This window comes from Kitasatospora sp. NPDC042419, from assembly GCF_056437345.1.
This window is the reverse complement of the sequence record NZ_JBWKAW010000002.1, coordinates 247,827-263,192: the sequence shown is the minus strand read 5'-3', so window position 1 is coordinate 263,192 and position 15,366 is coordinate 247,827. Positions and strand designations below refer to the sequence as shown.

Annotated in this window: 12 protein-coding genes; all 12 read left to right on the top strand. The window is 71.8% G+C overall.

The features are described 5' to 3' along the window. Positions 1–5: 5 nt before the first annotated feature. Positions 6–1,691 (top strand): peptidoglycan-binding domain-containing protein, encoded by a 1,686-nt coding sequence (locus tag AC067J_RS04905; protein WP_478296559.1) that lies wholly within the window; start codon positions 6–8, stop codon positions 1,689–1,691. Continuing rightward, positions 1,688–2,383: an ABC transporter ATP-binding protein gene (locus AC067J_RS04900; RefSeq protein ID WP_478296558.1), complete on the top strand. Its 696-nt coding sequence runs from the start codon at positions 1,688–1,690 to the stop codon at positions 2,381–2,383. The genes AC067J_RS04905 and AC067J_RS04900 overlap by 4 nt, the downstream gene beginning before the upstream one ends. Next, positions 2,380–3,618, top strand: a complete 1,239-nt coding sequence (locus AC067J_RS04895) for an ABC transporter permease (RefSeq protein ID WP_478296557.1) — start codon at positions 2,380–2,382, stop codon at positions 3,616–3,618. The genes AC067J_RS04900 and AC067J_RS04895 overlap by 4 nt, the downstream gene beginning before the upstream one ends. A 180-nt stretch (positions 3,619–3,798) precedes the next feature. Then, a complete protein-coding gene (locus AC067J_RS04890) occupies positions 3,799–4,578 on the top strand; it encodes a hypothetical protein (RefSeq protein WP_478296556.1) in 780 nt (259 codons plus the stop codon). A gap of 153 nt (positions 4,579–4,731) precedes the next feature. Continuing rightward, the gene (gene lysX / locus AC067J_RS04885) at positions 4,732–6,330 is read left to right on the top strand and encodes a bifunctional lysylphosphatidylglycerol synthetase/lysine--tRNA ligase LysX (RefSeq protein ID WP_478296555.1); all 1,599 of its coding nucleotides are present in this window, start codon (positions 4,732–4,734) and stop codon (positions 6,328–6,330) included. A 4-nt stretch (positions 6,331–6,334) separates the two neighbouring features. Continuing rightward, a complete protein-coding gene (locus AC067J_RS04880) occupies positions 6,335–6,457 on the top strand; it encodes a hypothetical protein (protein ID WP_380255896.1) in 123 nt (40 codons plus the stop codon). Between the two features lie 117 nt (positions 6,458–6,574). Further along, positions 6,575–7,012, top strand: coding sequence for a BlaI/MecI/CopY family transcriptional regulator (locus tag AC067J_RS04875; RefSeq protein ID WP_478296554.1), 438 nt, complete (start codon positions 6,575–6,577; stop codon positions 7,010–7,012). Between the two features lie 10 nt (positions 7,013–7,022). Then, positions 7,023–7,559, top strand: a complete 537-nt coding sequence (locus AC067J_RS04870; RefSeq protein ID WP_478296553.1) for an amino-acid N-acetyltransferase — start codon at positions 7,023–7,025, stop codon at positions 7,557–7,559. Positions 7,560–7,650: 91 nt separating this feature from the next. Then, complete coding sequence (locus AC067J_RS04865; RefSeq protein ID WP_478296552.1) at positions 7,651–8,001, top strand: histone-like nucleoid-structuring protein Lsr2; 351 nt, start codon at positions 7,651–7,653, stop codon at positions 7,999–8,001. A gap of 734 nt (positions 8,002–8,735) precedes the next feature. After that, a complete protein-coding gene (locus AC067J_RS04860; RefSeq protein ID WP_478296551.1) occupies positions 8,736–11,255 on the top strand; it encodes an ATP-dependent Clp protease ATP-binding subunit in 2,520 nt (839 codons plus the stop codon). Positions 11,256–11,607: 352 nt separating this feature from the next. Beyond that, entirely contained in the window at positions 11,608–13,959 is a 2,352-nt protein-coding gene (locus tag AC067J_RS04855; RefSeq protein ID WP_478296550.1) for an immune inhibitor A domain-containing protein, read from the top strand. A 407-nt stretch (positions 13,960–14,366) separates the two neighbouring features. Next, the gene (locus tag AC067J_RS04850; RefSeq protein ID WP_478296549.1) at positions 14,367–15,278 is read left to right on the top strand and encodes a M23 family metallopeptidase; all 912 of its coding nucleotides are present in this window, start codon (positions 14,367–14,369) and stop codon (positions 15,276–15,278) included. The last annotated feature ends 88 nt before the right edge of the window (positions 15,279–15,366 follow it).

Below are 15,366 nucleotides of genomic sequence, written 5' to 3'. Positions count from 1 at the left end.
GCGTGGTGGAGTTCGAAGGGTCGGACGTGACGCCGGGGACGGCGGCCGACGACGTGGTGGCCGGCGACGTGGCGACCGGCGGCCGGGGGATCCGGCGGCGGCGGCGGTTGCTGCTGGTGGTCGTGGCGGCGGCGGTGGCGCTCGCGGGGGGCGGGCTGGCGGCCTCGAAGATGATCAAGTCGCCGGCGCAGGCGGCGGCGGAGAGCGAACCGCCGCCACCGGACGTGCTGACGGCGGCCGTGGAGAAGCGGGTGCTGACCGACTCCGTGGTGATCCGGGGCCAGGTGAGCGCCGGGCAGGCGGTGGACGTGGCGCCGGCCGGGGGCGGCGGCGCCGGCGGCACGAAGCCGGTGGTGACCAAGCTGCCGGTGAAGGTCGGCGACCAGGTGCGGGCCGGCCAGTCGGTGCTGGAGGTGGCGGGGCGCCCGGTGTTCGCGCTGAAGGGCGAGCTGCCGGTGTACCGGGACCTCAAGCCGGGGTCCACCGGGCAGGACGTGAAGCAGCTCCGGCAGGCGCTGAAGGAGCTGGGGTTCGGCTCCGACGGGGACGAGGAGGGCGCGTTCGGCGCGGCCACCAAGGCGGCGGTCCAGGCGTTCTACGCGGCGCGCGGCTACGACCCGGCGCCCGCCTCCGCGGACGGCGACGCCCAGCTGGCCGCCGCCCAGGACGCGGTGACCGGCGGCGAGCGGGCGCTGGCGGACGCCAAGGACGCGCTGAAGGCGGCGCGGAAGCGGTACGACGACGCGCTGGCCGCCCAGGCCCTGGCCCGGCAGCAGGCGCAGCAACAGGCCCAGCAGCAGGCCACCGCGACCCCGTCGGCCGACCCGTCCGCCGCGGGCCCGCCCGCCGCCGCACCGTCCGCCGCGGGCCGACCGGACACCGCCGGCGCCGCGGGCAGCGGCACCGCGGTCGGCGAGACCCCGGTGGACGCGGCCCGGGCCGCCGTCGACACCGCCCAGAAGCAGGTGAACCGGGCCACCGAGGACCTGGCCAAGCTGCGCAGGAAGGTGACGGACGTGAAGGCCGCGACCGGCCCGATGGTCCCGGCCGCCGAACTCCTCTTCCTCTCCGGCTTCCCCGCCCGGGTCGACTCCGTCACCGGCCGGGTCGGCGGCGAGGCGGCCGGGAAGGTGCTGACCGTCTCGGCCGGGGCGCTGGTGGTCAAGGGCGGCCTGAGCATCTCCGACAAGGGCCTGGTCCACCCGGGCCAGGCGGTGGAGATCCTCTCCGAGCCGACCGGCACCAAGGCCGCCGCCAAGGTCGCCGCGGTGGCCGACTCCCCCGGCGCGAGCCTGCCCGCCGGTGCGCCGGCCGGCGGCGCCCCGGGTGCGGCCGGGCAGAACGCGGCCGGCGCCCCGGGCGGCGTTCCGGGCGGTTACGAGCTGGTGGTCCAGCCGGACGCCCCGCTGGATCCGCGGCTGGCCGGCCAGGACGTCCGGCTCACCGTCCAGGCCGCCTCCTCGGCCGGGCCGGTCCTGGTCGTCCCGCTGTCGGCGGTCTCCGCGACGGCGGACGGCAGGACGGTGGTGACGGTGTACGAGAACGGGCAGCGCCGCCGGGTGGAGGTGACGCCGGGCACGGTCGGCGGCGGCAGCGCGGAGGTCCGGCCGCTGACCGAGGGCTCGCTGGAGCCGGGCGCCCGGGTGATCGTCGGCGTCAAGGACGCCACCGGCCGGGCGGGCGCCAGGTGACCGCCCCCGTCATCGAGTTCCGCCGGGTCGGCCTGACCTACCCGGGCCCGCCGCCGGTGGCCGCGTTCAAGCCCTGCGACCTCGTGGTCGACCCCGGCGAGTACGTCACCGTGACCGGCCCGTCCGGCTCCGGCAAGTCGACCTTCCTCAACATCGCCGGCCTGCTGGACTCCCCGACCACCGGCCGGTACCTGCTGGACGGGATCGACACCGGCACGCTCCCGGACGGCGACCGGACCGCACTGCGCGGCCGCCGGATCGGCTTCGTCTTCCAGTCCTTCCACCTGCTGCCGCACCGCTCGGCGGCCGAGAACGTCGCCCTCGCGATGCTCTACACGCCGTCCCGGGGCCGGCGCGGCGCGGCCGAGCGGCGCGAACGGGCCCGGACGGCGCTGGTCCGGGTCGGCCTCGGCCACCGGCTGGACGCGCTGCCGACCAGGCTCTCCGGCGGTGAGCGCCAGCGCGTGGCGATCGCCCGGGCACTGGTCGGCCGGCCCTCCCTGCTGCTCTGCGACGAACCGACCGGCAATCTGGACACCGCCACCGCCGAGTCGATCCTCGCCCTGCTGGACGAACTGCACGGCCAGGGCCTGACCGTCCTGCTGATCACCCACGATCCGCAGGTGGCCGCCCGCGGCCGGCGGACGGTGGCGATCCGGGACGGCGTCCTGCGGGAGGTGGCCGCGGCATGAGGCTGCCCCGTCGCCGTCCCCGCCTGGTCGAGCCGTCCCGGCTGCCGCTGCGCGACCTGCTCGCCGAGGCGCTGGCCGGGGTGCTCCAGCGGCCGGCCCGCTCGGCGCTGACCGGTCTCGGGACCGTCCTCGGGGTGGGCGCCTTCGTGGCCGTCCTCGGGCTGACCGCCACCGCCTCGTCGCAGATCGACTCCCGGTTCAGCGTGCTGAGCGCGACCGAGGTGAGCGTCGAGGACACCGGCGGCACCAGGCCGGAGCTGGTGGGACTCTCCTTCCCGGCCGACGCCGACGCCCGGATCCAGCGGTTGAACGGGGTCGAGGCGGCCGGGGTCTACTGGCCGGTGAGCCGGGCCACCGGCACCGTCCGGGCCGCGCCGGTGGGCCGGCAGGCGGGCGGGGAGCAGGTGGCGGTGGTGGCCGCCTCGGCCGGGGTGCTCGCCGCGGCCGAGCCGCACCTGCTGCAGGGCCGCACCTTCGACAGCTGGCATGACTCCACCGGCCGGCAGGTGGCGGTGATCGGCGCGGCCCTGGCGTCCCGGCTGGGCATCACCACGCTGGACACCCAGCCGGCGGTCTTCCTGGACGACAAGCCGTTCACGGTGATCGGGATCGTGGACGACGTGAAGCGCAAGGCGGACCTGCTGCTCTCGGTCACCGTGCCGCGCGGGGCCGCCGCCCGGCTCTGGGGCGAGCCGGAGCGCGACCGGGCCAAGATGATCATCTCGACCAGGATCGGCGCCGCCCGGCAGATCGCCGAGGAGGTCCCGCTGGCGCTGGACCCGGCCCATCCCGAGTACTTCAGACCCGTCCCACCCCCGGACCCGCGCACGCTCCGCTCCGAGGTGACCTCCGACCTCGACCGGCTCTTCCTGCTGCTGGCCGGCATCTGCCTGGTGATCGGCGCGGTCGGCATCGCCAACACCACCCTGGTCGCCGTCCTGGAGCGGACCGGCGAGATCGGGCTGCGCCGGGCGCTGGGTGCCCGGGGCCGCCACATCACCGGGCAGTTCCTCTCCGAGTCGGCCTCGCTCGGACTGGTCGGCGGCCTGGTCGGCACCTCGCTGGGGGTGCTCACCGTGCTCGGGGTGGCGGTGGCCCGCGACTGGACGCCGGTGGTCGACCCGGTGACGGTGGCGGCCGCGCCCGTGATCGGCCTGCTCACCGGGCTGCTGGCCGGGGTCTACCCGGCCTGGCGGGCCGCCCGGATCCAGCCCGCGGAGGCGCTGCGCCGCTGAACGGACACCCCGTGGACCGGCCGTCGCGGCAGGCGGCCGGCCGCAGGCGGCCGGCCGCAGGCGGCCGGCCGCGGCGGACCGGGCCGTTCGCGGGGCCATCGCGAGACGGTCGCGGGCCAATCGTGGGGGATCGGCGCGACGTTACCGACAAATCGGATATTCCTCACGTAGTGTCAGCCCATGCCTACGCCACACGGATCGCGCGGCGGCATGGCCTTCAGCGCCGACGAAGTCCGCGTGCTGCGCCGCGCCCTCGCCCAAGCCCTGCACCCCGCCGTCCCCGTCCACCTCCAGGGGCCCGACCGGCCGCCGTTCACCGGCGCGGGCGCCGAGCTGTGGGCGGAGGACGTCCAGGACGCGCTGCGCCTGACCGAGGCGATCGACGAGGCCGTCCAGGAGGGCGGCCGGCTGCGCGCCTTCCTCCTCGCCGATCTCGGCCGCTACCGGGCGGCCCTGCCGGGCAGCGCCAGCGGCTACCTGGAACGGCTGGAGGAGGCGGTGACCGACGGGTACCTCCCCGGGCCGGAGGACCTCACCGCGCTCCGCGGGCTCACCCGCCAGCCGTGCGGCCAGCACGAGCGGTCCCGCCGCTCGCGGCTGGCCGGACGCTGTCACGCGCTGGCCGAGGCCGCCGTCCGCGAGCGGCTCGCCCTCACCACCGGCCAGCGCCACCTCGTCGCCGTACCGAGCCCCGCCGCACCCCCGAGCAGTCTCCCCACCCCTGTTGGAGGACGGATCCCGATGAGCAGCACCGAGCCCGCCGCCGAGCAGCCCGCCGCCCCCCGCAAGGGCCCCCAGCGGAGCCCCCAGGGCCAGCAGGCCCCCCGGCCGCACCGGATGCCCACCCCCGCCGAGCTGTTCGGCCGCCGCCCCAAGCCCCCGGCCCACCCGGACCACGCCGCCCCGCCGCCCGCTCCGGAGGACCTGGAGGACCTGGAGCTGGCCACCGGGACCGGCTGACCGACCACCGCCCGCACACCGGGGAGGCCGCCGCTGCGGCCTCCCCGCCGTCGTGTCCGGGGCCGCGACCGGGCCCGCGCCGTGCCGGTCACGGCGGCGGCCCCACCGCGGCCCGGGCCGGCCCGGCGGCGCCCTGCCCGGCAGGGCAATCCCGTGGCGTGGCGCCGGCCCGGGGCTGGCTACCCTGGTGGGGTGAGCGATCAGAGCCCAATCCCCGCGACCGACGACCTTCCGGAGCAGATGCGCGTCCGGCGCGAGAAGCTGGACCGGCTCCGGGCCGCCGGCATCGACCCGTACCCGGTCGGCTTCCCCCGCACCAGCACCATCGCCGACCTCCGCGCCAAGCACCCGGACCTCGCCCCGGACACCGCGACCGGCGAGCGGGCCGGCATCACCGGGCGGGTGATCCTCTCCCGCACCGGCGGCAAGCTCTGCTTCGCCACCCTGCGCGACGGCTCCGGCGACCTCCAGGTGATGCTCTCCCTGGACAAGCTGGGCGAGGAGCGGCTGGCCGCCTGGAAGACCGACATCGACCTCGGCGACCAGGTCGGCGTCGAGGGCGAGGTGATCACCTCCCGACGTGGCGAGCTGTCGGTGATGGTGGACCGCTGGGAGCTCACCGCCAAGTGCCTGCGCCCGCTGCCGGACAAGCACAAGGGCCTGACCGACCCGGAGGCACGGGTCCGCCAGCGGTACGTCGACCTGATCGTCAACCCCGAGGCCCGCGAGATCCTGCACCTGCGGTCCAAGGTGGTCCGCTCGATCCGCCGCACCTACGAGGAGCGCGGCTACATCGAGGTCGAGACCCCGATGCTGCAGCCGGTGCACGGCGGCGCCAACGCGCGTCCGTTCAAGACGCACATCAACGCGTACGACATCGACCTCTACATGCGGATCGCGCCCGAGCTCTACCTCAAGCGGCTGGTGGTCGGCGGCGCGGAGAAGGTCTTCGAGATCAACCGCAACTTCCGCAACGAGGGCGCGGACTCCACCCACAACCCCGAGTTCACCTCGCTGGAGTCGTACGAGGCCTACGGCGACTACGACACCCAGGCCGAGCTCATCCGGGCCACCATCGTCAACGCCGCCCGGGACGCGCTGGGCACCACGGTGATCAGGGGCCTGGACCCGCACGGCGTCGAGCACGAGATCGACCTGGCCGAGCCGTGGGAGGAGGTCGGCGTCTACCCGGGCATCTCCGCCCGGCTCGGCGTCGAGGTCACCCCGGAGACCTCCGTCGAGGAGCTCCGCAAGCTGGCCGCCGAGCACGGCATCCCCTTCGAGAAGGAGTGGGGCCACGGCCAGATCGTGCTGGAGATGGTCGAGCGCCTGCTGGAGGAGAACGCCGTCCGGCCGACCTTCATCAAGGACTACCCGACCGAGGTCTCCCCGCTGACCCGCCAGCACCGCTCGGTGCCGGGCGTGGCCGAGAAGTGGGACCTGGTGATCTTCGGCACCGAGATCGGCACCGCCTACTCCGAGCTGATCGACCCGGTCGAGCAGCGGGCCCGCCTCACCGCGCAGTCCCTGCTCGCGGCCGGCGGCGACGTCGAGGCGATGCAGGTCGACGAGGACTTCCTGCGGGCCCTCGAGTACGCGATGCCGCCGACCGGCGGCCTCGGTCTCGGCGTGGACCGCCTGATCATGCTGCTCACCGGCAAGAACATCCGGGAGACCGTGCTCTTCCCGCTGGTGAAGCCGGAGCCCAAGGCGTCCGCCGCCACCGCGGCGGAGAAGACCGAGGAGGAGTGACCTGATGGACTACGTCAGCGCTATCGTCCCGCCGCTGGTCATGGCGATCGGCTTCGGCTTCCTGGTGCGGGCCATCATCCGCAGCCAGGGCGGGGCCCAGAAGGCCAAGGAGGACGTGGTCGACTGACGCCGGCCGGCCACCGACGGACACCGCGCCGCCATTCCCGTTTCCGGGGGTGGCGGCGCGCCGGTTTGGCGGCACTTCACAAGATTTGCCCCATTCACTCCCTATCCTGGCCGCACTATGGTCCGGCAACTCGGCGAACTTGAGAACGCCATCATGACCCGGGTGTGGCAGTGGAACCGACCGGTCACGGTTCGCGAGGTTCTCCTGGATCTGCGGTCGGAACGCGAAATCGCCTACACCACGGTGATGACCGTCCTGGACAAGCTCCACAGAAAGGGCTGGCTCCGCCGCGAGCGGGCCGGCCGGGCCTATCGATATGAGCCGGTCTCGTCCCGCGAGGCGTACACCGCCGCCCTCATGAACGACGCCTGGGCCACCAGTGACAATCCCGCCGCCGCCCTGGTGCACTTCTTCGGTCTGATGTCACCGGAGCAACGCGAGGCACTCCGCGACGCGTTGCGGGTCGCCGCTCTGTTCCCGCCCGATCCGGTGGCCCCGGATTCCGCCGGTCCCGGCCCCGATACCGGGGAGACCGCACCGGGGCCGGCACGATAACGTCCCGCCCATGGAGGTCACCATCCGCCGGGCACGGACCACGGACGTGCGGGCAGTACGCAGGCTCATCGACGCCTACTCGCGCGACGGCATTCTGCTCGACAAGCCGACCGTCACCCTGTTCGAATCCGTCCAGGAGTTCTGGGTGGCGGAACGCGACGACACCGGGTCGGTGGTGGCCTGCGGCGCCCTGCACGTGATGTGGGAGGACCTCGCCGAGGTCCGCACGCTCGCGGTCGATCCGTCCTGCCGTGGACACGGGGTCGGACACCTCCTGCTGGAGAAGCTCCTGCAGACCGCCCGCTGGCTCGGCGTCCGTCGGATTTTCTGCCTGACGTTCGAGGTTCCCTTCTTCGCGAAACACGGTTTCGTCGAGATCGGCGAGGTCCAGGAAACCGATGATGGTACGACAGACCCGGCGGCGATCGCTACGGATGTCTATGAGGAACTTCTCCGCTCGTACGATGAAGGTGTCGCGGAGTTCCTCGACCTGGAGCGGGTGAAGCCCAACACACTGGGCAACTCGCGCATGCTGCTGCACCTGTGAGCCGCTCCCGGAGGGGTAGGGGTTTGTGTTTTCCGGAGAAAGGCGCTTTCCTTTCCTTAGGCAATGGGTCGTTTAGCGGAAAGGGAAGCCCGTGGCACAGAGGGTGCAGGTCATTCTTGAAGACGATCTCGACGGCGGGTCGGCGGACGAAACGGTCACGTTCGCGCTCGACGGCGTTGCCTACGAGATCGACCTGAAGAGCGCCAACGCGGACAAGCTCCGCGGTCTGCTGGCGCCGTACGTCGAGAAGGGCCGCAAGCAGAGCGGCCGGCTGGCTGCCGCCCGCCGTCCGGGTCGCGGCTCGGCCCCCCGTCCGTCCGGCAGCGTCCCGGACACCGCCAAGATCCGCGCGTGGGCCAAGGAGCAGGGCCTGGACGTCAACGACCGGGGCCGGGTCCCGAGCAACGTGCGCGAGGCCTACGAGAAGGCCAACGCGGCCTGACCCGGGCGACGCCAGGCCGCCCGGACGGGTGCGGGGTCCCGGAGGTCGCGTGAGGCGTCCATGGCACACGCGCGGGGCGCGGAGGGCATCCCTCCGCGCCCCGCGGCGCACACCCCGGCAGCGGCCGGTCCGGTGACGGGCCCGGCGGCGCGCACGGGGGCGGACGCGGGGGCGGCTGCCCGTTCGGGCAGCGCCCCGGGCACCGGCCCCGGCGTCGGCGCGGGCCCCGGCAGGGGCGCGGGCGCGGGCGGCGGAACAATCACGGCCTGTGCAACGCTGTAGGGGCGAAAGCGGTAACGCGGACACCACCGGTATGGCGTACCGGCCCCGGCGGCCGGGGCTGAACCGCCGTCACCACCGGGCGACTTCTCGCCAGGCGAACACCGCCACCGCGGAAACTGCGCGAGAACCGCCCCGATACCGGGTATGAATGCAGGTGGACGGGGTCCACGACCCCGTCCGGGGCAGTACGCGTGACCAGACGGACGCCCGCCGGCTGCGCTGCGGCGGGTGTTGTTCGCCGATGGCGTAGCGGTATCCGGTGCATCCGGCCCGCCTGTGGGAACACCGTCTCCCAACATCAGGTTGGGACTGGTGTCGGCTGGTCGCGCAGCATGTCGCTCCCCTACCAGGGAGCGAATCCGTGGGCCGCGCCGCTGAGCGGGACTAGCATGCGGAAGGACAGGGCGGGGACGGACCCCGAACTGCCCGACCGCTCTGAGGAGCGATAAACGATGTTCGAGAGGTTCACCGACCGCGCGCGGCGGGTTGTCGTCCTGGCTCAGGAAGAAGCCCGGATGCTCAACCACAACTACATCGGCACCGAGCACATCCTCCTGGGTCTGATCCACGAGGGTGAGGGTGTCGCCGCTAAGGCCCTGGAGAGCCTCGGGATTTCTCTTGAGGCCGTTCGCCAGCAGGTCGAGGAGATCATCGGCCAGGGCCAGCAGGCCCCGTCCGGTCACATTCCCTTCACCCCCCGGGCGAAGAAGGTCCTGGAGCTGTCGCTCCGGGAGGCCCTGCAGCTCGGCCACAACTACATCGGCACCGAGCACATCCTGCTCGGCCTGATCCGCGAGGGCGAGGGCGTCGCCGCCCAGGTCCTGGTGAAGCTCGGCGCCGACCTCAACCGGGTGCGCCAGCAGGTCATCCAGCTGCTCTCCGGCTACCAGACCGGCGGCAGCAAGGAGTCGGCCACGGCCGGCGGGCCCGCCGAGGGCACCCCGTCGACCTCCCTGGTCCTGGACCAGTTCGGCCGCAACCTCACCCAGGCCGCCCGCGAGGCCAAGCTCGACCCGGTCATCGGGCGCGAGAAGGAGATCGAGCGGGTCATGCAGGTGCTGTCCCGCCGCACCAAGAACAACCCCGTCCTGATCGGTGAGCCCGGCGTCGGCAAGACCGCCGTGGTCGAGGGCCTGGCCCAGGCGATCGTCAAGGGCGAGGTCCCGGAGACGCTCAAGGACAAGCAGCTCTACACGCTGGACCTCGGCGCCCTGGTCGCCGGCTCCCGCTACCGCGGTGACTTCGAGGAGCGCCTGAAGAAGGTCCTCAAGGAGATCCGCACCCGCGGCGACATCATCCTGTTCATCGACGAGCTGCACACCCTGGTCGGCGCGGGCGCCGCCGAGGGCGCCATCGACGCCGCCTCGATCCTCAAGCCGATGCTGGCGCGGGGCGAGCTGCAGACCATCGGTGCGACCACGCTCGACGAGTACCGCAAGCACCTGGAGAAGGACGCCGCGCTGGAGCGCCGCTTCCAGCCGATCCAGGTCGCCGAGCCGTCGCTGCCGCACACCATCGAGATCCTCAAGGGCCTGCGCGACCGCTACGAGGCCCACCACCGGGTCTCCATCACGGACGCCGCCCTGGTCGCCGCCGCCACCCTGGCCGACCGGTACATCTCGGACCGCTTCCTGCCGGACAAGGCCATCGACCTGATCGACGAGGCCGGCTCCCGGATGCGCATCCGCCGGATGACCGCGCCGCCGGACCTGCGCGAGTTCGACGAGAAGATCGCCGACGTGCGCCGCGAGAAGGAGAGCGCGATCGACGCGCAGGACTTCGAGAAGGCCGCGTCCCTGCGCGACGACGAGAAGCAGCTCCTGCAGGCCAAGGCCAAGCGCGAGAAGGAGTGGAAGGCCGGCGACATGGACGTCGTCGCGGAGGTCGACGAGGAGCTCATCGCCGAGGTCCTGGCCACCGCCACCGGCATCCCGGTCTTCAAGCTGACCGAGGAGGAGTCCTCCCGGCTGCTGCGCATGGAGGACGAGCTGCACAAGCGCGTCATCGGCCAGAAGGACGCCATCAAGGCGCTCTCCCAGGCCATCCGGCGCACCCGTGCGGGCCTCAAGGACCCGAAGCGCCCCGGCGGCTCGTTCATCTTCGCCGGTCCGTCCGGCGTCGGTAAGACCGAGCTGTCCAAGACGCTCGCCGAGTTCCTCTTCGGCGACGAGGACGCGCTGATCTCGCTCGACATGTCCGAGTTCTCGGAGAAGCACACCGTCTCCCGGCTCTTCGGTTCGCCCCCCGGCTACGTGGGCTACGAGGAGGGCGGCCAGCTCACCGAGAAGGTGCGCCGCAAGCCGTTCTCCGTCGTCCTCTTCGACGAGGTCGAGAAGGCCCACCCGGACATCTTCAACTCGCTGCTGCAGATCCTGGAGGACGGTCGCCTGACCGACTCCCAGGGCCGCGTGGTCGACTTCAAGAACACCGTCATCATCATGACGACCAACCTCGGCACCCGGGACATCTCGAAGGGCTTCAACCTGGGCTTCGCGGCCACGGGTGACGCCCAGACCGGGTACGACCGGATGAAGGCCAAGGTCGGCGAGGAGCTCAAGCAGCACTTCCGCCCCGAGTTCCTGAACCGCGTCGACGACATCGTCGTCTTCCACCAGCTGTCCGAGGAAGACATCATCCAGATCGTCGACCTGATGATCGACAAGGTGGACTCGCGGCTCAAGGACAAGGACATGGGCCTGGAGCTCAGCATCGAGGCCAAGAAGCTGCTGGCCAAGCGGGGCTACGACCCGCTGCTCGGTGCCCGTCCGCTGCGCCGCACCATCCAGCGCGAGATCGAGGACCACCTCTCCGAGAAGATCCTCTTCGGCGAGCTGCGGGCCGGTCACATCGTGGTCGTCGGTGTCGAGGGCGAGGGCAAGGAAGCGAAGTTCACCTTCCGCGGCGAGGAGAAGACCGCGGTCGCGGACACTCCGGCCGCCGTCGCCTCGCCGGGTCCCGACCTGACGAAGTAGCAACATTTAACAGATAACAGCAAACGGTTTGGGCCCCCGGCGTTCGCGCCGGGGGCCCAAACCGTTTTCCGCGCCCCCGCCGAAGCTGTGATCCGTCCCACGAACGCCCAGGCGGGAGGCCTGGGCGGGGGCCGGTGCGGGTGCGATCGATCATGCGGTCATCTTTAATGCCAATGCTGTTGACGGTGTGTCAGCTGATACGAAGTTGCGGAGCATAGCGCTGTGGCCATGTCACGGTCAAGGTCTATCTTTTCCGTCCACGCTTGGATCAAATGACCTCCACCTGTCTTTCATTGGTTTACCGGAAGGCCAAGAGCCGGACCGGTTTGGGGAGGACGTCACAACGTTGAAGATGACCAGGAAAGCCGCTGCGGTCGCCTCGGCCGCGGCGGTAATAGCCGCGCTCGGCGCGGGGCTTCTGCCGAGCACGGCCGTCGCCGCCGGCTCCGCCCCCGTGCCGCAGGACCCGGCCGAGGCCGTCCAGACCAGCACTGATCACAACATCCCGGGCCCGCTGACCGAGAAGGTCGAGGCCGAGCAGAAGGCTGCCACCGAGCAGCTCATCGCCGGCACCGCCAAGGTCGAGCAGCACGGTGGTGGCTCCAGCATCAAGCTGGGCAAGGACAAGTACGTCGAGCTCTCGCGCGAGCGGACGGACAAGATCTTCACCATCCTGGTCGAGTTCAGTGACCAGGTGGACAACACCACCAAGACGCCGGACGGCAAGCTGAAGTACGGCGGCACCCCCGGCCCGCAGCGCAACCAGATCGAGAAGCCGGACGCTGCGACCAACAACTCGACCGCCTGGCAGGCTGACTACAACCAGCAGCACTACCAGGACCTGTACTTCAGCAAGACCCAGGACTCGCTGAAGACGTACTACGAGAAGCAGTCCTCGGGCCGCTACTCCGTCGACGGCCAGGTCACCGACTGGGTCAAGGTGCCGTGGAACGAGGCCCGCTACGGGTCCGACTACTGCGGCCAGCACGTCTGCGCCAACGCGCAGGACCTGATCCGCGACGGCATCACCGCCTGGGTCGCCGACCAGAAGGCCAAGGGCCAGACGGACGCTCAGATCCAGGCGACCATCGCGCAGTACGACCAGTGGGACCGGTACGACTTCGACCACGACGGCAACTTCAACGAGCCCGACGGTTACATCGACCACTTCCAGATCGTGCACGCCGGTGAGGACCAGTCGGCGGGCGGCGGCAAGCAGGGCACCGACGCGCTCTGGGCCCACCGCTCGTACGTCTACGGCACCCAGGCGGGCTCGACCGGCCCGAGCAACAACAAGCTCGGCGGTACCCCGGTCGGCGGCACCGGCATCTGGATCGGCGACTACACCATGCAGCCGGAGAACGGCGGCCTCGGTGTCTTCGCCCACGAGTACGGCCACGACCTCGGTCTGCCGGACCTCTACGACACCTCCGGCAGCGGCATCGACAACTCGGTCGGCTTCTGGTCGCTGATGTCCTCCGGCTCCTGGCTGGGCGAGGGCAAGAACTCGATCGGCGACATGCCGAACGACCTCGACGCCTGGAGCAAGCTCCAGCTCGGCTGGCTGAAGGTCGAGAAGGCCAAGGCCGGCGTCGAGTCGACCCACCACATCGGCCCGGCGGAGTACAACACCAAGCTGCCGCAGGCCCTGATCGTCGACCTGCCGAAGAAGGCCGTCACCACCGAGATCAACACCCCGTTCGCGGGTGCCAACGAGTGGTGGAGCGGCAGCGCGGACGACCTCAACGTCTCGCTGACCCGTGACGTCGACCTGACCGGCAAGACCTCGGCCGCCCTGACGGCCAAGGCCTGGTACGACATCGAGCAGGACTTCGACTACGGCTACGCCGAGGTCTCCACCGACGGCGGGGCCAACTGGACGGCCCTGGACGGCACCTTCAACGGTGTCGCCATCCCGAAGAACGCCGCGGAGAAGGCCGGTCTGACCGGCACCTCGGGCAACAAGTGGGGCGACCTTTCCTTCCCGCTGGACGCCTACGCCGGCAAGGCCGTGAAGGTCCGCTTCCACTACACCACCGACGGCGGTCTGCACCTCAAGGGCCTGGCCCTGGACGAGATCGCCATCACCGCCAACGGCACCCCGGTCTTCACCGACGGCGCCGAGAACGGTGACAACGGCTGGGCCGCCAAGGGCTTCTCGCGGATCACCGGCAAGTTCACCAACGAGTACGCCCAGTACTACATCGCCGAGAACCGCCAGTACGTCTCGTACGACCGGACCCTCAAGACCGGCCCGTACAACTTCGGCTTCTCCAACACCAAGCCCGGCTGGGTGGAGCACTACCCCTACCAGCCCGGTCTGCTGATCTGGCTGTGGGACACCTCGCAGTCGGACAACAACGTCACCAACCACCCGGGTTCGGGTCTGGTCCTCCCGATCGACTCGCACCCGACGCCGCTGAAGTGGTCGGACGGCACCCTGCAGCGCCCGCGCGTCCAGGGCTACGACTCGACCTTCGGCTCGCGCCGCGTGGACGGCCTGACCCTCCACAAGGCCGGCGTCGAGACGGTCTACCCGAAGGCCAAGGGCGTCGACGAGTTCAGCGACCTGAAGTCGTACTGGTCGAAGGACAACCCGTACAGCAGCGTCATCGTCCCGAAGACCGGTACCAGCATCGAGGTCGAGAACGAGTCCTCGAACTACCTGGAGACCTGGATCCGCGTCCGCCCGGTCGACAACTGATCCACCGAGCAGTGGTGATCAGCCTCTGACCAGGCGCCGTTGAACCACCCGTCCGGCCCGTCCCCGCACCTGCGGGGGCGGGCCGGATTCTTTGGCTTACGCCCGATTTGTCCGGTTTCAAACCTGGGCCCCGGGTGGTGCTGCTCACAGCCCTCCCCGCCGGTACGAGCGGGGGTAGTAGGACGGCCGGACGGACGGCCGGGAGTGCGGGGCCATGAACCGACCATCCGATCTCATGATCGTTACTCCGTCGGTTTGAATCTCCGGCGCAACACTGACTACACGCCGTAGTACGTCACACCGTTTGGGACTCCGCTCGGTGACGGTTACACCTGAGTGGTCCCCTGCTCAGCCCGCCCGAACGGGCTCAGCGTGCTGCCCCCGTACGTCCGTGAGGTTGAGCTCCGATGCCCCATGTCCCGCCCCTGGGGCCGGCCCTTCGCCGGCTCGCCGCCGCCTCCCCGCTGCTGACCGACCGGAACCGCGTCACCGTCGCCCCGCTGCTGCGGACCGACCGGCACCGCGCCACCACCGCCGCCGCGGCCAGCGCGGTCATACTGGCCGGCGCCCTGCTGGTCGCCTCCCCGGGCAGCGCCTCGGCGCAGACGGTCACCCCCACCACCCCCGGCAGCTCGGCGTTCACCGTCCCGCAGGGCGCGGCACCCACCCCGGCCCTGGTCCAGGTGGCCGGCCCGAGCCGGTACACGCTTCCGCACGACCACGACTCGGCCCAGGAGTTCGTGGCCGTCGCGGCCAACCTACTGCCCGCCGAGCCGGCCGCACCGGCCCCGTCCGCCGACCAGGTGCCGCCGGCCGACCAGGCGCCCGCCACCGAGCCGGCCCCGCAGCCCTCGCCCGAGCCGGCCCCGGCCCCGGCCCCGGCACCCGAGCCCGCACCCGCCCCGGCACCGGAGTGGTCCGCCCCCGTCCCGGGCGCGCCGACCAGCAACCCGTACGGCATCCGCAACCCCGAGTACGCGGCCGGGTACCACACCGGGGTCGACTTCGCGGTCCCCCCGGGCACCCCGCTGCTCGCGGTCGGCAAGGCCACCGTGGTGTCGGCCGGCTGGGACGGCGCGTACGGCAAGGAGGTCGTGCTGCGGCTCGCGGACGGCCGGTACGCCCAGTACGCGCACATGTCGGCGGTCTCGGTCTCGCCGGGCGAGCGCGTCTCGGCCGGCGAGCAGATCGGCCGGTCCGGGAACACCGGCAACTCGACCGGGCCGCACCTGCACTTCGAGATCCGCTCCAGCAACCGCTACGGCGCGGTGGTCAACCCGATCGCCTACCTCGCCGGGCACGGGGTCACCGGGTTCTGAGCCCGCTCGGGCGACGCCGCGGTGCGCCGTCCGGTCGCCCCGGCGGCCCGGCGGCGCACCCGCGACCCGGCGCACCGGCGCACCGCGC